11 protein-coding genes are annotated in these 17,701 nt (G+C 72.0%); 10 read left to right on the forward strand and 1 reads right to left on the reverse strand.

Annotated features, from left to right (window positions below):
* Positions 1 to 228: 228 nt before the first annotated feature.
* Complete coding sequence (locus POL72_RS24420) at positions 229 to 969, forward strand: MotA/TolQ/ExbB proton channel family protein (RefSeq protein ID WP_272097765.1); 741 nt, start codon at positions 229 to 231, stop codon at positions 967 to 969.
* Positions 970 to 982: 13 nt separating this feature from the next.
* Here POL72_RS24420 and POL72_RS24425 read toward each other — a convergent pair whose 3' ends face one another.
* The gene (locus POL72_RS24425) at positions 983 to 4,747 is read right to left on the reverse strand and encodes a serine/threonine-protein kinase (protein ID WP_272097963.1); all 3,765 of its coding nucleotides are present in this window, start codon (positions 4,745 to 4,747) and stop codon (positions 983 to 985) included.
* 500 nt (positions 4,748 to 5,247) lie between these two features.
* On the opposite strand from POL72_RS24425, the gene POL72_RS24430 reads away from it, so the two are divergent.
* From POL72_RS24430 to ftsH, 9 genes are all read left to right on the forward strand, one after another.
* On the forward strand, positions 5,248 to 6,969 hold the full coding sequence (locus POL72_RS24430; RefSeq protein ID WP_272097964.1) for a fumarate reductase/succinate dehydrogenase flavoprotein subunit: 1,722 nt from the start codon (positions 5,248 to 5,250) through the stop codon (positions 6,967 to 6,969).
* 40 nt (positions 6,970 to 7,009) lie between these two features.
* Positions 7,010 to 7,294, forward strand: coding sequence for a 4Fe-4S dicluster domain-containing protein (locus POL72_RS24435; RefSeq protein ID WP_012235387.1), 285 nt, complete (start codon positions 7,010 to 7,012; stop codon positions 7,292 to 7,294).
* A 21-nt stretch (positions 7,295 to 7,315) separates the two neighbouring features.
* The gene (locus tag POL72_RS24440; RefSeq protein WP_272097965.1) at positions 7,316 to 8,290 is read left to right on the forward strand and encodes a HEAT repeat domain-containing protein; all 975 of its coding nucleotides are present in this window, start codon (positions 7,316 to 7,318) and stop codon (positions 8,288 to 8,290) included.
* Between the two features lie 4 nt (positions 8,291 to 8,294).
* Positions 8,295 to 9,734 (forward strand): ABC transporter substrate-binding protein, encoded by a 1,440-nt coding sequence (locus tag POL72_RS24445; RefSeq protein WP_272097966.1) that lies wholly within the window; start codon positions 8,295 to 8,297, stop codon positions 9,732 to 9,734.
* Positions 9,731 to 10,678: an ABC transporter permease gene (locus POL72_RS24450; protein ID WP_272097967.1), complete on the forward strand. Its 948-nt coding sequence runs from the start codon at positions 9,731 to 9,733 to the stop codon at positions 10,676 to 10,678. The genes POL72_RS24445 and POL72_RS24450 overlap by 4 nt, the downstream gene beginning before the upstream one ends.
* Positions 10,675 to 11,523: an ABC transporter ATP-binding protein gene (locus POL72_RS24455; protein WP_272097968.1), complete on the forward strand. Its 849-nt coding sequence runs from the start codon at positions 10,675 to 10,677 to the stop codon at positions 11,521 to 11,523. The genes POL72_RS24450 and POL72_RS24455 overlap by 4 nt, the downstream gene beginning before the upstream one ends.
* Positions 11,524 to 11,652: 129 nt before the next feature.
* A complete protein-coding gene (locus tag POL72_RS24460) occupies positions 11,653 to 12,078 on the forward strand; it encodes a DoxX family protein (protein ID WP_272097969.1) in 426 nt (141 codons plus the stop codon).
* A 232-nt stretch (positions 12,079 to 12,310) separates the two neighbouring features.
* Entirely contained in the window at positions 12,311 to 15,223 is a 2,913-nt protein-coding gene (locus POL72_RS24465) for a PAS domain S-box protein (RefSeq protein ID WP_272097970.1), read from the forward strand.
* A gap of 374 nt (positions 15,224 to 15,597) precedes the next feature.
* On the forward strand, positions 15,598 to 17,334 hold the full coding sequence (ftsH, locus tag POL72_RS24470; protein WP_272097971.1) for an ATP-dependent zinc metalloprotease FtsH: 1,737 nt from the start codon (positions 15,598 to 15,600) through the stop codon (positions 17,332 to 17,334).
* Positions 17,335 to 17,701 lie beyond the last annotated feature (367 nt).

Below are 17,701 nucleotides of genomic sequence, written 5' to 3' on the forward strand. Positions count from 1 at the left end.
GGCGAGTTCGAGGCGACCGGCACGGACGAAGAGGGCTGGGCACGCGACCGGAAGGTCGACATCCTGCTTGCGGACTGAGCGCCGCGCCGCGCGCGGCGCTGGGCGAACTTGAAGAGGGCCACGGCCGCGCTTCCAGGCGAGAGAGGGGGCCGTGGCCGCAAACTCCACTGAACTGGGCCGCGCGCGCGGAACCCTGACGAGCCGACTCCCTGACCCGAAGAGATCGAAATGGCCTTCCTGCAAAGCGCCCCTGAGCCGGCGACGGCGGTCCCGATCAAGCTCGATCCCGTCTCCCTCGTCCTTCACGCCTCCGGTCCCGTCTTCCTCGTCGTCTGGCTGCTGATCTTCGCGGCGATCCTCGTCTGGGTGATCGCCGTCCTCAAGGTCCTCCAGCTCGCGCGGCTCGCCTCTCTGCAGGCGCGGTTCGAGCAGGAGTCGGCGCACGCCCACTCGCCCGATCAGCTGTTCGCGCTCGCGCAGCGGCACGCGGACGCGCCCGGCGCCCGCGTCGTGATGGAGCTCAGCCGCCGCGTCGGGACGAGCCGGCTCCTCGACTCGATCGCGAAGCGGGCGATCGTGACCGAGACGCAGCGGGCGAGCGCGCTCATGCCGACGCTCTCGTCGATCGCGGCGGCGTCGCCGTTCATCGGCCTGTTCGGCACGGTCTACGGGATCATGGATGCGTTCCTCCGCATCGGTCAGCAGAAGAGCGCGTCGCTGCCCGTGGTCGCCCCCGCCATCGGCGAGGCGCTCATCGCGACCGCGATCGGGCTGTTCGCCGCGATCCCGGCGGTCATCGCGTACAACGGGATCAACAAGCGCGTCGACGACCTGCTCGCCGCGCTCGAGGCCGCGAGCGAGGGCTGGGTGGAGATCGCGTCGCTCTCCGCGCGGGGGATGCAGGAGTCCATCCCGCTGGCGCTCCAGCGGTCGAGCGACCGGCCCACGCCGGTGATGCCGAAGGGCTGAGGGGCGGGGCCGGTCATGGGCATGTCCCAATCGCGAGATCGATGGAGATCGACGAGAGCCCGACCGCGATCGCGTCCTCGAACCGCTCGAGCACGAACATCGCCACCGCGAGCGAGTTCTTCGCGCGCGCCTCGCTGCGGCGCGCCCCCACCGCGCGGAACACCGCGATCGCCTCGGCGTAGGCCTCCACCGCCTCCTGCACGCGGCCGACCCGGCGCAGGAGCACCCCCTTCGTGCGCAGCACCTCCGCGCGCGCCCGCGGCGTCAGCCCGCCCGCCTGCGTCACCCGGAGCGCGCGATCCGCCGCGTTGATCGCGCCCTGGATGTCGCCGAGCTCGCGCAGCACCTCCGACAGGATCGTGAGCGCCTCGACCTCGAGCGCGGGGCGGCGCGCGATGCGCGCGATCTCGGCCGCGCGCTGCGCGACCGGCAGGCCGCGGGCGAGGTAGCCGTCGTCGAGGTCGAACCGTGCGGTGCGCACGAGCGCGAGCGCCGCCCAGCGCGCCTGGCCGCTCTCCTTCGCGAGCTGGCGCAGCGCCGCGAGGTGCCGCCGCCGATCGCGGCGGCGGCCGAGGTGGCGGAAGATCGCCTCCAGCGCCTCGTGCGCGATCATCACGCGGGCGTCGCCGGCCGGCAGGAGCGACAGCGCCCGCTCGTAGTACCGCCGCGACAGCTGCGCCTGGTGCCCCGCGCGCGCGGCCCGCGCCGCGTCCAGGTAGAGCTCCGCCGCCTGCACGGGCGCCTCGCCCCGCGCGAGGTGCTGCGCCACGATCGCTGCCGAGAGCCCCTGCGCGAGCGGCGTCGTCGAGAGGTGCTCGCCGAGCCGCCGGTGCATGCGCACGCGGCTCGCGCCGTCGAGCGCGAGGTAGGCCACGTCGCGCACGAGCGGGTGCCGGAAGTCGACCGCCCCGGCGCGGCGATCGCACAGGCCGCGGGCGCAGAGGCGCGTCACCGCCTCGTCGTCGGCGAGCCGCGTCAGGTTCAGGATGTCGTCCTTGAGCAGCGGCCCCCCCGCGACCGCCAGCCAGTTCACGACGTCGTGCTCCGCCGGCGGCAGCTCGCGCAGGCGGTCGCCGATGAGCTGCTCCAGCGTCGAGGGCAGCGGCTCGCCGCGATCCCCCGTCCGGTCGTGGCGCACGAGCTCGTGCCGCCCGCCCGGGTGCTCGACGATCTCCAGCGTGCCCCGCTCGAGGAGCGCGTCGATCATCTCGAGCAGGAAGAACGGGTTGCCGGCGACGCGCGGCACGAGCTCGCCGCAGACGGTCGCCACCCCGTCGCGCACGCCGAGGCGCGCCTCCACGAGGCGCATCTGCTCCTCGGCGCTGAGGCCGCGGAGCTCGATCCGCACGAGCCCCTCGATGAACGGGGTCACGCGCTCCTCAGGGCGCGTGAGGAGCAGCACGAGCACCGGGAGCCGCTCCGCGCGCTGCTTCAGGAGCTCCGAGAGGAGCTCCAGGCTCGGCCGGTCGGCCCACTGGAGGCCGTCGATGACGACGACGAGCGGCTGGTGCCGCGCCAGCGAGCCGAGCAGGTACTTCACGCCCCGCACCACCACGTCGCGGCCGTAGGCGGCCGCGTCCTCCTCGGGGTGCTCGAGCTGCTTGCCCGTGACGAGCTCGGCGAGCCGCGTGACGATGCGCGCGCCGAGCGGCGAGCGCGCGATGGGCCCGAGCAGGGCCCGGATCACGTGGGACGCGTCGTCGATCGCGTGGTCGAGCCCCATCCCGGTGACGTCGCGGAGCACGTCGCAGACCGTGGCGAGGGGCAGCTCGCTCTTCACGGGCGAGCACTCGACGTGGAGCACGCGCGCGTCGCCCGGGAGCTCCGAGAGGAACGTGGAGATGAGCGCGCTCTTGCCGATGCCCATCTCGCCGACGATGACGCGCGCCACGGACTGGCCGCGGAGCGCGCCGGCCGGCGGGCTCGAGGGCCTGCTCGGCCGGCTCGGGGGCTTGCTCTGCCGGCTCCCCGGCGGCTCGCTCTCGCCGAAGCGCGCGGGCGGCTCGACGTTGCCCTTCACGGGCGGCGAGATCGCCCGGTGGTAGGCCGCGTGCAGATCGGCCCGCTCCGCGTCGCGCCCCACGAGGTCGTTCGGCGAGAGCGCGATCTCCGCCATCCGCTCCTCGCGGGTGAGCGGGCGCTGCAGCGCGTAGAGCCGCATCTGGTGCGGGACCGGGTAGCCGCGGGCGTCGTCGAGGTCGAGCGAGGGCGCGTCGCCCCAGCGGAAGTCGCGGCGGACGAGGCGGTAGACGCCGCCCGCGACCCACGTCTTGCCGAACGGGGTGCGGATGCCGATGCGCTCGGCGAGGAAGTTCGCGGGCTCCTTGAGCGCGTGGTTGATGAGGTGCCCCTGCTCGTCGCGCTCGCCGTACGCGATGCCGCGGACGATGCCGATCGCGGCGCGGAGCTCGACGGGCAGGTCCTCCGACGCGCCCGCGAGCGCCTCGTGCACGTCGACCGCGAGCGAGGCGGCGTCGGCCGCGGCGCGCGAGGGGTTCGCGAGCAGCCCGACCACCGCGCGCGCGCTCGCGTGCGACTCCCACGACCAGATCGCCCCGTGCTTGAAGGCGATCGCGTCGAGGGTCGTCCGGATCGAGCGCCCGCTGCGCTTGCCGGCGAGCCGGCCCTGCGCCCCGAGCAGCGCGTCGACGCCCTCGATGCGCAGCGTGACCACGGCGACGTGGCGCACCTCGCGCACGGCGCGCGGCGCGCCGGTGCCCTCGGCGTCGCCGCCCGTGCGCGCGGCCGGCACCGCCGCGAGCGTCTGCGGCTGCGCCACGGAGCCGTCGTCCGCGGGCTGCTCCTCCGCGCCCTCCGCGCGGCGCGCGGCGCCCTCGCGCGCCTCCTCCACGCGGTCGCGGCCGAGCAGGTGGGCCACGGTCTGCTCGACCGAGGCGTTGTCGACGAGCTCCTGCCTCGCGAGCAGCGCGCGCGCGACCGCCCCGGCCAGGTCGCGCGCGGTCTGGAAGCGGGCCTCGGGCTCGCGCTCCATGGCGCGCATCACGATCGCCTCGAGCTCCGCGGGGATGTCGCGCGCGTGCGCCGAAGGGGGGTCGAACCGGCCCTCCTTCACGGCCTGGAGGAGCGCCTCGTCGTCGAGCTTGCCGTACGGCGAGCGCATGGCGAGCATCTCGTAGAGCACGACGCCGAGGGCGTAGATGTCGCTGCGCCGGTCGACGCGCTCGCCGCGCGCCTGCTCGGGCGACATGTACCCGAACTTGCCCTTCAGCACGCCGGTCTCCTCGCGGAAGAGGTTGGCGCTGGCGATGCCGAAGTCGGCGATCTTCACGACGCCCTCGAGCGAGAGCAGGATGTTCTGCGGCGAGACGTCGCGGTGGACGATGGCGAGCGGCATGCCGCCCTCGTCCTTGCGCTCGTGGGCGTAGTGCAGCCCCTTCGCCGCCTCGGAGACGATGAACGCCGACACGAGCGGCGGGATCCGCGACTCCTTCTGCTGGGCGGCCCGCATCAGCTTGCCGAGGTCGAAGCCCTCGACGTACTCCATCGAGAGGAGCAGCCCGTCCTCGCCGTGGTCGGAGAACTCGTAGACCTGGACGATGTTCGGGTGGTTCAGGCGCGTGGCGAGGTGGGCCTCCTCCACGAACATCGCGCGGAAGCGCCGCGAGGCCCCGTGCGCGGGGAGGATGCGCTTGACGACGAGGAGCTTGTACGTCCCCTCGGCGCCCCGCTTCTTGGCGAGGAAGACCTCCGCCATGCCGCCAGCGCCCAGGCGGCGCTGGATCTCTAGGTCGGCGAGCTGGGACGGGTGCTTGGCCATGCAGCGAAGCGGCGCGCGGGCGCCCTGGCTGGGAGGCGCCGGGCGCGGTGAATCGGGTGACCGGTGATGAACAAGGTCCGCGCTCGGTTCCCCCGATCCATGGAAGGACGACGGGTTGACCCGCATGGTAGCGTCCCGCCCGCGTCTCCGGGGAGACAACCAGGGTGGAAAGACGAATCTTTCTGGGTGGCTCGGGGATCCCCGCCGGGAGCGAGCCCGCCCGCGCGCCGCACATCCGCGATAGCGGCGCCGCCCGACCCCGGCCCTGACGTCTCGTGCAAGGCACCCTCCCACGGCGCCCGACACCCGGCGGCTGCTGCGCCAGCAACAACAAAGCTGTTGCCGAAGCATAGGCCGTCTGTTAAAACGGATGCCGCGTCTGTGATGAGAGACGCCGGGCGTCCGACCCCGGCCGCTGGCCGTTGGCCACTGGGCCGAGAGGCGGTGGGGTCGTCGTGTGCGCGCGCCTGAAACCTTGAGGGCTTGTAATGGACATTCGCGTGACAGAGGCGGACGTCGTCGTCGTGGGCGGCGGCAGCGCAGGCTCCACTGCAGCGGTGGAGGCGCAACAGCGGTTGCCCCGGGGGAGGGTGGTCCTCCTCGAGAAGGCGCATATCAAGCGGAGCGGCGCCATCGCGATAGGCATGGATGGTCTCAACAACGCCATCATACCAGGGCACGCGACGCCGGAGCAGTACGTGAAGGAGATCACGGTGGCCAACGATGGCATCGTGAACCAGCGCGCCGTCTATGAATACGCGCGGAACAGCTTCGCGATGATCCAGGAGCTCGACTCCTGGGGCGTGAAGTTCCAGAAGACACGATCGGGCGATTTCGACGTCAAGAAGGTCCACCACAACGGGAGCTACGTGCTCCCGATGCCCGAGGGCTACGACCTCAAGAAGATCCTGACGCGCATGGTCAAGCGCGCCGGCGTGAAGGTCGTCAACCGCGTGATGGCGACGCGGATCCTCGTGACCGACGGGCACGTCGCCGGGGTGATCGGCTTCGACACCCGGGAAGGGCATATCGAGATCATCAAGGCGAGGGCGGTCATCCTGTGCTGCGGCGCCTCGGGGCGGCTCGGGCTGCCGGCGTCTGGCTACCTCCACGGGACGTACGAGAACCCGTCGAACGCGGGAGACGGCTACTCGATGGCGTACCACGCGGGCGCCGAGCTCTCGGGCATCGAGTGCTTCCAGGTGAACCCGCTCATCAAGGACTACAACGGTCCGGCGTGCGCGTACGTGACAGGCCCGCTCGGCGGGCACACGGTCAACGCGAAGGGGCACCGCTTCATCGAGAGCGATTACTGGAGCGGGCAGATGATGCTCGAGTTCTACCGGGAGCTCCACTCCGCGAACGGCCCCGTGTACCTGAAGCTCACCCACCTCGCCCCGGAGACGATCACCGAGGTCGAGCGGGTCCTGCACCAGACGGAGCGCCCGAGCCGCGGGCGCTTCCACGAGGGCAGGGGGCACAGCTACGCGAGCGATCTCGTCGAGATGCACATCTCCGAGATCGGCCTGTGCAGCGGGCACAGCGCGTCGGGCGTCTGGGTCAACGAGAAGGGCGAGACCACGGTGCCCGGGCTCTACGCCGCCGGCGACATGGCGTGCGTGCCGCACAACTACCTGCTCGGCGCGCTCACCTACGGGAAGATCTGCGCCCAGAGCGCGCTCGATTACCTCGAGCGCGCGCCCGCGGTCGAGCCGCTCGCCGCCGCGGTCGACGCCGAGCGAGAGCGCATCCTCGCCCCGCTCTCTCGACGAAGCGGCGTGCCGCCGCACCAGTACGAATACAAGGTGCGGCGCCTGGTGAACGATTATCTCCAGCCGCCCAAGACGGGGAACAAGATGACGCTCGGGCTCGAGTACTTCCTGCGGGCGAAGGAGGAGCTCGAGGAGGTCACCGCGGAGAGCCCCCACGAGCTCATGCGGGTGATGGAGTGCCATTTCATCCGCGACTGCGCGGAGATGGCGGCGCGCGCGTCGCTGTACCGCACCGAGAGCCGGTGGGGCCTCTACCACTACCGGCTCGATTACCCCGAGATGGACGACCAGCGCTGGTTCACGCACGTGAACCTGAAGAAGGACGAGCGCGGCGAGATGGTCGCCTTCAAGAGGCCGGTGGAACCTTATCTCTTCCCGATCGACGACGGCGAGCGCACGGCCTACCACCGGCTGCGCATCCCGGCCGAGGAGCCGCGCGCGTCGGTCTGACGAGCGCCCGAGAACGCGAGAACACGAGGTCAATCAAGCGATGGGTCACCTGCTCAACCGCGAATCCGTCAAGGCGCAGAGCGCCAGGTCCGTGGGCCACGCCGAGGCCGCCGTGCGGCTCGATCTGCCTGTCGTCATCGACGAGGCGTCGTGCATCAAGGGCTGCCGCATCTGCATCGACTCGTGCCCGGTCGATTGCCTCGCCATCGATCCCGAGACGAAGAAGGCCCGCATGGCCTACGACGAGTGCTGGTATTGCCTCGCGTGCGAGATCGATTGCCCCAAAGAGGCCATCACCGTGAAGATCCCCTTTCTCATCCGATAACGACCCCACGGCAGAGACGACATGACACAGCCTTCGCTCGCGCGGGATCTCGAGGGCATCCTCGGGGATCCCGACCCCGGCGCGCGCCAGCTGGCGCTGACGCAGATAGAGGATCTCTCGGATCCGGAGATCATCCACCCCCTCATCGCGGCCGTCCGCGACGAGGATCCGACGGTGCGGGCGCTCGCGCTCGGGCACCTCGAGGATCTCGGCGACGCCCGCTCGGTGCCCGCCGTCGTCGGGGCGCTCGACGACGAGGACGCCCGCGTGCGGGAGGCGGCCGCTACGGCGCTCCGGGAGATCCGCGGGGCGGACGCCGCCACGCACCTCATCGAGGCGCTGGGGCACACGAGCCCGTTCGTCCGCACCTCGGTGATCGTTGCGCTCCGGGAGATCCGCGACCCGCGGGCGCTCGCGCCCCTCGAAGGGGCGCTCGGCGACCCGGATCCCGAGGTGCGGCGCGAGGCGGTCCTCTCCCTGGCCTACCTGCGGCGGCCCGAGTCGGCGCCGGCGCTCCGCCCGAGCCTGCGCGATCCCGACGCGCGGGTGCGGCAGGTCGCGATCGGCGCGCTCGAGTCACTCGACGCGCCGGGGCTCGTCCAGGACCTCGTGGGGCTGCTCTCCGATCCGGACTGGCGGGTCCGGGTCGAGGCCGCCATCGTGCTCGGCCGCTCGGCGCACGGCCTCGCGGCGCCGCACCTCCGGAGCGCCCTCGACGACGGCGCCTGGCAGGTCCGGAAGGAGGCGGCGCTCGCGCTCGGGCGGCTCCGGGCCGCCTCGGCCACGGAGGATCTGGTCGGGCTGCTCGGGAGCGACCTCGCGGATCTGCGCAAGGCGGCCGCGCAGGCGCTCGGCGAGATCGAGGCGGCGGCCGCGGAGGCGCCGCTCCGCCGTCTGCTCGGCGACGCCGACGTCGAGGTGCGGAAGGCGGCCGGCCGCGCGCTCGATGCCATCCGGGCGGGGACAGGACGACATGAGACCTTTGCGAGGGATTGAACCGATGACCAGGGCGCTTCGCACGCTCGCCTTCCTCACGTTGCTCGCTGCGGTCCTCACCGGGCTGTCGTGCAAGCCGGAGGCGAAGCAGACGATCCGGATCGCGATCGGGACGCAGGACACGACCATCAATTGCGCCACCGGCGGGCTGCTCATCCGGGAGCTCAAGCTGCTCGAGAAGCACCTGCCGAGGGACGGCAAGTACAAGGACGTCACGTACGAGATCGAGTGGAAGGACTTCACCTCCGGGCCGCCGCTGACGACCGAGATGGTGGCCGAGAAGCTCGATATCGGCGCGATGGCCGACTTCCCCGGCGTGCTGAACGGCGTGGCGTTCCAGAAGCAGGGGAGCCGCAGCCACTTCATCGCCACGCTCTCCGGCAGCGCGCTGGGGAGCGGCAACGGGATCGTCGTGCCGAGCGACTCCCCGGTTCAGGGCCTGAAGGACCTCAAGGGCAAGCAGATCTCCGTGCCGTTCGGGTCGTCGGCCCACGGCATGCTGCTCCGGGCGATCCGCGATCTCGGCTGGGATCCGGACAAGGACGTGACGCTCGTCTCGCAGTCGCCGGAGGTGGGCGGCTCATCGCTCAAGGCGAACAAGATCGACGCGCACGCGGATTTCGTCCCGTTCGCGGAGCTGTTCCCCTTCCGCGGCTTCGCCAGGAAGATCTACGACGGCTCCAGCGTGAAGGTGCCGACGGTGCACGGCGTGCTGGTGCGCGAGGCGTACGCGGAGAAATACCCGGAGATCGTCGTGGCCTTCCTCAAGGCGGCGCTCGAGGCCGACCGCCTGTTCGCGGAGGAGCCCGAGAAATACAGCGAGCTCATCGAGAAGGTGACCGGGGTGGACGCCGAGGTCGCCTACATGTTCCACGGCCCGCTCGGCATCCAGACGCGGGACTTCACGATCAAGCCCGAGGCCCGCCGCGCCCTCCAGGTGGCGGTGGACACGCTCACGCTGCTGAAGCGCACGGACACGACCCTCGATGTCGGCACGTTCGTGGACGACCGGTACATCCGGCGCGCGGCGGCGGAGCTCGGGCTCGACTACGAGGCGCGGCTCGCGAGCTACGCGAAGCTCCCGCTGTCCGGGAAGGACGCGCTGTCCGGGGAGCCGATCGCCGAGCCGACGCTGGCCGCGCAGATCTGGGTCGCGGGCGAGCCGAAGGTGCGCGCGTACGCGAGCCCCGGCACGGCGCTCGCCGCCCTGGGGCAGCTGAAGACCGAGGGCAAGGAGATCCGCGCGGTGTTCGTGCACGATCGCGCGAGCGGGGTGAAGCTCCTCGCCGATCGCGCGTGGTACGCGAGGCGCCCGGACGGCGGCCTGTCGGCGTTCCTGGCGAAGGAGGACGCGGAGCGGTGGGCCGCGGAGAACGGCGCGGCGGTCGTCGACTTCGCGACCCTGCAGGCCGAGCGCGCGAAGCTCACGGCGGCGGCGCCATGACGATGATCTCCGAGCGCAGCGCGGCGGCCGGGGCGGAGCTCGGCGGCGCCGCGGCTTTCGCGCCCTCCCCGGCGAGCGCGAAGGCCGCGTCCGCCCCGGCGAGCGCGGCCCGGCGGGGCGCGTCCCCCGCGCCGGGCGGCGCGCGCCGCGAGGGGCGCCCGCGCCGCGACCTCCGCCGCGCCTTCCTGCGCGCCCTGTCCGTGGCGGCGTGCGTCGGCCTCTGGCAGTGGGCGTCGACGACACGCGCGGATCTCGGCGTCGTCACGTTCCTCAACGTGCCTGCGCCGACCGACGTCCTCGCCGCGGCGCGGGAGCTCTTCGCCTCGCCGAAGCTCTGGCAGCACCTCGGGAACAGCGTGTTCCGCGTCCTCGCGGGGTTCGCGGCCGCGGGCGCCACGGGGGTCGTGCTCGGTCTCCTCATCGGCAGGTCGCGGCTCGCCGAGGACACCCTCCTGCCGCCGCTCGAGATCCTGCGCCCCATCCCGGGCGTCGCCTGGCTCCCGCTCGCGATCCTGATGTTCCCGTCGGCCGAGCTGAGCATGATCTTCATCACGTACATGGGGGCGCTGTTCCCGATCCTGATCGCGACGATCCACGGCGTGGGCGCCCTCGATCCGCGGCTCATCGCGAGCTCCCGCAGCCTGGGCGCGCGCCCGCTCCGCCTGTTCCTCGAGGTGGTCCTGCCGGGCGCGCTGCCGAGCATCGTCACGGGGATGAGCATCGGCATGGGGACGTCCTGGTTCTGCCTCGTGACCGCCGAGATGATCGGGGGTCAGTACGGCATCGGCTACTTCACCTGGGAGTCGTACAACTTGCAGCGTTATCCGGACATCGTCCTCGGCATGCTGCTCATCGGCCTGCTCGGCATGCTCAGCAGCGCGCTCGTCCTGCGGGTCGGCGCGTGGCTCACCCCGTGGCAGCAGCCCCAGGAGAAGGGCCGATGACGCTCGACGCGAACCGCGCGGCGGCGCGCCGGGAGAGCCCGGGGGGCGCCGTGGAGATCCGCGGCCTGTCCGTGGCCCTCGGGGCGGGCGCCCGCCGCGTCGAGGCGGTGCGGGATCTCGACCTCCGCGTCGAGGGCGGCGAGCTCGTGAGCCTCCTCGGCCCGTCCGGGTGCGGGAAGTCGACGATCCTGAACGCCGTCGCCGGGTACGTGGCGCCGGAGCGCGGCAGCATCGTCGTCGGCGGCGAGCGGGTCGACGGGCCGGGGCCGGCGCGCGGCATGGTCTTCCAGCAGAGCTCCCTGCTTCCCTGGAAGACGGTGCTGAACAACGTGGGCTTCGGCCTCAAGGTGCGCGGCGTCCCCGAGCGCGAGCGCAGGGAGGCGTCCCGGCGCCTGCTCTCGCTGGTCGGGCTGTCGGGGTTCGAGGACGCCTACCCGGCGCAGCTCTCCGGCGGCATGCAGCAGCGCGTGGAGATCGCGCGCGTGCTGATCACGGAGCCGCGCGTCGTGCTGATGGACGAGCCGTTCAGCGCGCTGGACGCCCAGACCAGGCTCTCGATGCAGGAGCTGCTGCTCGACGTCTTCCGCCAGGTCCGCACGACGGTGCTGTTCGTCACGCACGACATCGACGAGGCCATCTTCCTGTCCGACCGCATCGCCCTGATGACCCGCCGCCCCTGCCGCGTCGGCGCGGAGATCGCGGTGCCGTTCGGGAGGCCGAGGACCGCGGCGATCGTGGGCTCCGGCGAGTTCGCGGCGATCAAGCGGCGGTGCCTCGAGGCCCTCCGCGACGAGCGCGCCGCCGCCGCGCACCGCCACGACCTGGAGGCCCAGACCGGCGCGTGAGGCGCGGGCCGGCGCCCCGCCCCGGGCCGCGGTGGCGCGGCGTTCCGGGTCCGGCGGCTCCGGCCCTCTCTTGCGCGCTTGATGTCCCGGGCGTTCCTCCTTACTACCGAGCCGAGAGGAGTGATCCCGATGTTCAAGAGATTCCTGCGGGTTACCGACGTGCCGTTCTCGGCCTCGGTCGGGCTGCTCGCGCTTCGCGTCGTTATTGGCGTCGCGTTCATGTTTCACGGCTGGGGGAAGATCCAGCACCCCTTCGGCTGGATGCCGGCCGGCGCGCCCGTTCCAGGGTTCTTGCAGGCGCTGGCCGCGCTCTCGGAGTTCGGGGGCGGCCTTGCCTGGATCGTTGGCCTCCTGACGCCGCTCGCGTCGCTGGGCATCGCCGCCACCATGGCCGTCGCGGTCGCGATGCACGTGTCGCAGGGCGATCCATTTGTCTCGATGGGCGGACACTCCTACGAGGCGGCGGCGGTCTACCTCGGCATCTCCCTCGCGCTCCTCCTCGTCGGGCCAGGGAGGCTCTCCGCCGACGCGGCGATCTTCGGGACGAAGCGCTGAGCTCTCGCGCGCGCCCTCGCCCGATCTGCGCGAGGGCGTCGCCGCTCGATCTCGCGCGGCCGATCTGAGCCGCGCCGCCCTGCTGCGTCCTGCCTGGCGGATGAGGCCGGCGCGCGCTGGAGCGCCCGGATCCATCTGGGTTGGACAGCGTGTGCGCCGGCCAATGTGCGCGTTTGAATTGCGCATGTGAAGCCGCGCCGTCCCGACACTATGCTCCTGTCGGGAGGACCCGATGAGAGACGCCGAGGCGATGGCGCCTTCGAGCAGCGCGCGGCGCGGTGTCGTCATCGCAGCGGCCTGTTCGTTCGCCGTTGGGTGCGTGACGCTGCTCGGCTGGTGGATCGGGGCGACCGCCCTCGTCGCCATCGCGGACGGCCTGCCGCGCCTGATGCCCAACACCGCCGTCGCCCTCGTCCTTGCGGGGGTGTCGCTCTGGGCGCTGGGCGCGCGAGAGTGTCCGGCGCCTTTACGCCGGCTGGGACAGGCGTGCGCCGCCGTCGTCGTCGCGCTCGGCCTCGCGGTCCTCGCGCAGTACATCTTCGCCTGGGATCTCGGCATCGATCGCGTGCTGTTCACGGAGCGCGTGGATTTCCCGAGCAAGTTCCCCGGCAGGCCGCCGCCGAACACCGCCCTCTGCTGCGTCTTGATCGGCCTTTCGCTCCTCTCGCTGCGCGTGAAGACGCGGCGAGCGTGCCTGTTCTCGGAATGGAGCGCGCTCCTGGCCGCGGCGCTCGCGCTGACGGCGCTGACCGGCTACGTGTTCGGCGTCGGCTACTTCTACGGGCTGCCGCCGCTATTTCCGTTCACGGGCATGGCGCTCCACGCGGCGATCGCGCTCCTCGCCCTCTGCGCCGGGCTCCTCATGGCGCGGCCCGATTGCACGGCGTTCGCCACGCTGACGGCCAGCCGGTCCGGAGGCAACCTGCTGCGGCGCTTCCTGCCCTACGTCGTCCTCGTTCCGCTCGTGAGCGGTCGCCTCTTCCTGTTCGGCGCGGATCGCGGGGCGTACCCCATCGCGGCGTCGTTATCGCTCGCCTCCGCCATCACGACGCTCCTGCTCGGGGCCATGCTCTGGGTCAGCGCGGCGCGCATGAACCTCCTCGACGAGGCGCGGCAGCGCGCCGAGGAGGCGCGCGCCTTCCTCGCGACCGTCGCGCAGGCCTCGGACGACGCCGTGATCGGCACCTCCCTCGACGGGACCATCCTGAGCTGGAACCCGGCGGCGGAGCGCCTTTACGGCTACTGCGTCTGCGAGGCGATCGGGAAGAAGCTGCCCCTCCTGTGCCTGCCCGAGCGCGCCGCCGAGGCGAAGGCCGTCCTCGCGCGCCTGCGCCGCGGCGAGCGCGTCGAGCGCTTCGAGGCCGTGAGCCGGACCAAGGGCGGCAAGAGCATCGATATCGAGGTCACCGTGTCGTCGATCGTGGACGCGTCGGGCCGCGTCACCGGCGTCTCGACGATCTGCCGCGACATCGGGCGCCGCAAGGCGATGGAGGCCGAGGTCGCGAGGGCGCACGAGGCAGAGCGGCGCATCCGCTCGCAGCTCGAGGCCATCGGCACGGCGAGCGCGGCGGTCTCGGAGGCGCTGGCGAGCCTGCCGCGCACCGAGTCGGGGGTGCGCTCCGTGCTGGAGGTCTTGACGCGGCACGCGAAGGAGATCGTGGGCGCCGACTACGCGGCGCTCGGCATCGGAGAGGACAGCCGGCGGCCGTTCGACGCCTGGGTCCCGAGCGGCGTCCCCGCGGAGCGGATCGCGCAGATCGGCGCGCCGCCGCGGCCCGTGGGCGTCCTCGGGGCGGTGGTCCGCGAGGGCCGAACGATCCGGCTCGCCGACCTCCACGCGCACCCCGCCTATATCGGTCTGCCGCCGCACCACCATCCGCTCGAGGCGTTCCTGGGCGTGCCGCTCCGGTTTCACGGCCGGAGCGTGGGCAACCTGTATCTCGGCAAGCGCCCCGGCGGCCCGCCGTTCACCGAGGATGACGAGCGCGTCGCGGAGCTGCTCGCCGACCGGACCTGCGGCGTCCTCGAGACCGCGCGGCTGTGCCGGGCCGAGGCGAACGAGCGAAAGCGGCTCGAGGCGGTCGTCGAGCAGCTTCCCGAAGCGGCGATCCTGGTCGACGCCACGGGGCGGCTCATCACGTGCAACAGGGTCGCGCTCCAGTACGCGTCCAGCGCCGCGGATGACCCCGATCCCTGGGGCAACTCGGTCCTTTTCGAGCACAGGACGCCGGCGGGGAGGCCCGTCGCCTGGGAGGACCGCCCGCTGACCCGGGCCCTTCAGCGCGGGCAGATCGTGACGGGTGCCGAGGGACTGTTGTGGCGCGACGACGCGGGCTTCGTCCCGGTGCTGGTCAACGCCGCGCCGGTGCGCTCGGACGACGGCGAGCTCCAGGGCGCCGTCGCGGTCTTCCAGGACATCTCGGTGCTCAAGGAGATAGAGCGGCAGCGCCAGGAGTGGATCGGCGTCATCGCTCACGATCTCCGCCAGCCCATCCAGGTGATCGCGACCGCGAGCCAGCTCCTGGGTCGCGCGGCCGGCGAGCGGCCCGTCGCGGACTGCCGGAAGCAGCTCGACAGGATCACCTCGTCCATCGAGCGGCTGCGCCGCATGATCGACGATCTCCTCGATGCCTCGCGGATCGAGGCGCGGCAGCTCACGCTGGATCGTTCGCCGGTCGATCTCCGCGCGCAGCTCGGCGAGATCCTCGAGAAATCGGCCGATGTGACCGCGGGCCACGCCGTGCGCCTGGCGGTGCAGGGCGAGGTGCCCGCCGTTTTGGCGGACCCAGGGCGGCTCGAGCAGATCGTCACCAACCTGCTCTCCAACGCGGCCAAGTACGGTCGGCCGGAGGGGGACATCGTGGTCGCGGTCGACGCCGGACCGGCCAGCGCGCACGTCGCGGTGACCAACTGGGGCGGCGGTGTCCCGGAGGCGTCCCTCCCGCACCTGTTCAAGCGCTTCTGGCGCGCGCCCGATGCCGTTCCGCGCAGCGTCCGCGGCGTAGGTCTCGGCCTCTACATCACGAAGGGCCTCGTGGAGGCCCACGGGGGCAGCATCTCCGTCGAGAGCAGCCCCGGCGGCGCGACGACATTCCGCTTCTCGCTGCCGTTCGCGCCCGATACCGCGCGAGCCGTCGGAGCGTAGCGCGCAGACAGCGCCTCTCTGCCCCTCTCTCCTGCTTCCTGCTCCACCGGCGACCCCACCTCGAAAAGCGGGCTTTCAGGCGAGCTCGTCAATCGGTCCTCCCGGTCCTCCCAGGATTGAAGAGACGTTTATCCTGCCGCTGTACGTTCTCCGTAGTCCATTTTGCGGTGCTGCCATTCTTTCGCAGGTTTCTACGGCTCAGATCGTCAGAATGATTGCAGAAGGAACTTCCTGAGGTTCGTATCCTTGCTACACCTGAGATCCGCTCCGGCCCGACGCCGGGGCAGTAAGGTGGCGCAGCAGTGAATTCCTGGTTCTTGCAGGTGAGTAAGCGGCTGGGGCCCGCGGGGCGCCGGCTTTGGGTGCTTGGGTTCATGGGGGTGGTGCTTGCGGTCACGCTCGGGCTCGCGCTGCGCGCGGCGCGCGAGTCGTCCGCGCAACGTACGGCGACGTACACCGAGCTCCTCCAGATCGCGCAGGCAGGGCAGGCGACCGCGGTCGAGGTGACGGGGGATCGCTTCCTCGTGCGTCAGGCGGGCGGCGCCGCGGTGACGGCCGTCGTCGATGAGCCGACGCTCCGGCAGGAGCTGGTCTCCCGGTTCGCTGGCGCCGGCGCCTCTGTCGACTTCGCCTCCCGGGAGGATCCGTCGCGCGCCGCGTCGGCGGTGCTCCCGGTGGTCGTGCTGGCCGCGGTCGGCTTCGCGCTCTTCACGGTGAGCCGGCGGCGCAGCCCGAAGGTCTTCTCCGACGTCAAGGCCGGCGCCGCGCGGGCGGCCGTGCGCTTCGCCGACGTCGCGGGGATGCACGAGGTCAAGCAGGAGCTCGCCGAGACGGTCGAGTTCCTGAAGAGCCCCGATCGCTTCGCGCGCCTCGGCGGCCGCCCGCCGCGCGGCGTGCTGCTGACGGGCGAGCCCGGGACCGGAAAGACGCTGCTCGCGCGCGCCGTCGCGTGCGAGGCGGGCGTGCGGTTCCTCTCGGCGTCGGGGTCGAGCTTCCAGGAGATGTTCGTCGGCGTGGGCGCCTCCCGTGTCCGCGCGCTCTTCGCCGAGGCGCGCAAATCCGCGCCGTGCATCGTCTTCATCGACGAGATCGACGCCGTGGGGCGGGCCCGCGCGAAGGGGCACGGCGACTCCGCCTCCGCGGAGCACGACCAGACGCTGAACCAGCTGCTCGTCGAGATGGACGGGTTCGACCACGAGACCGGCATCGTGGTGATCGCGTCGACCAACCGCGTCGACATGCTCGACCCGGCGCTGCTCCGGCCAGGGCGCTTCGACCGCAAGGTCACCGTGCCGCTCCCCGACGTGCGCGGCCGCGAGGAGATCCTCAACGTCCACGCCGGGCCGATCCCGCTCCAGGGCGAGGTCGACCTCGGCTACATCGCCCGCGGCACGCCGGGCTTCTCGGGCGCCGACCTGGCCAACCTCCTGAACGAGGCGGCCATCCTCGCGGCCCGCGAGGGCGCCGACGCGGTCGACCCGACGCACATCGACCGCGCGCGCGACCGGGTGCTCATGGGGCTCGAGCGCAAGGGGGTGCTCGTCGACGAGGACGAGCGCTATGCGACCGCCGTCCACGAGGCCGGGCACGTCGCGGTCGGGCTCCTCGCACCGAGCTGCGATCCCGTGCACAAGGTGTCGATCCTGCCGCGGGGCCGCGCGCTCGGCGTGACCCAGGCGCTGCCCGAGAAGGATCGGCTGATGTACCGGAAAGAGTACCTCGAGGATCAGATCTGCATGCTGATGGGCGGCCGCGCCGCCGAGATGGTGATCCTCGGGACGATGACGGCGGGCGCCTCGGACGACATCCAGCGCGCCTCGACGATCGCCTGGAAGATGGTCGCGGAGCTCGGCATGAGCCACCTCGGCCCCATCTGCGTCGGCGACGGGCACCCCTCGCGGAGCCCGGCGCTGCTCGACCGGGTCGACGAGACGGCGCGGGCGCTCACGGAAGCGCAGCTCTCGCGCGCCATCGAGATCGTGAGGTCCCGGCGAGGCGAGATCGAGGCGCTCGTCAAGGCGCTCCTCGAGAAGGAGACGCTCGGCATGGATGAGATCCACGCCTGTTTCCCGGCCGATCGCAGGCCGCGCCCCGAAGGCCAGGCCGCCTGACCGGCGGAGGCTCGAGGACGCCGGGAAGGGAAGTCCTTTTCAGGCGTCCTCGGCGACAGGCCGCCCCCGCTCGCCGCGAGCGCGTCCGGCGCTCTCCCTCTCGCCGCCGGACTCGACCCAACTCTCCCTAGCAGCCCAGCCGTCTCCTCTCGTCTCCGACGCTTCCGACGCTTCCGACGCTCCCGCGCGTGTGGCTGGCGTGTGAAGCGCCTGTTGTCCGAGATACGTTGTGCTCGGAAAGCTCGCTTCACGGCTGCGCGCGCCGGATCCGAACCCGGCGCGGGGGCATTGAGCCGCGGCGCGTCGCGCCTTCTTTTCCGTCCGGAGATGGCAAATCTCCCCTTGCGATTGCCGGGCAAGCTGGTGA

It is taken from the genome of Sorangium aterium (assembly GCF_028368935.1).
Taxonomy (GTDB): Bacteria; Myxococcota_A; Polyangia; order Polyangiales; family Polyangiaceae; genus Sorangium; species Sorangium atrum.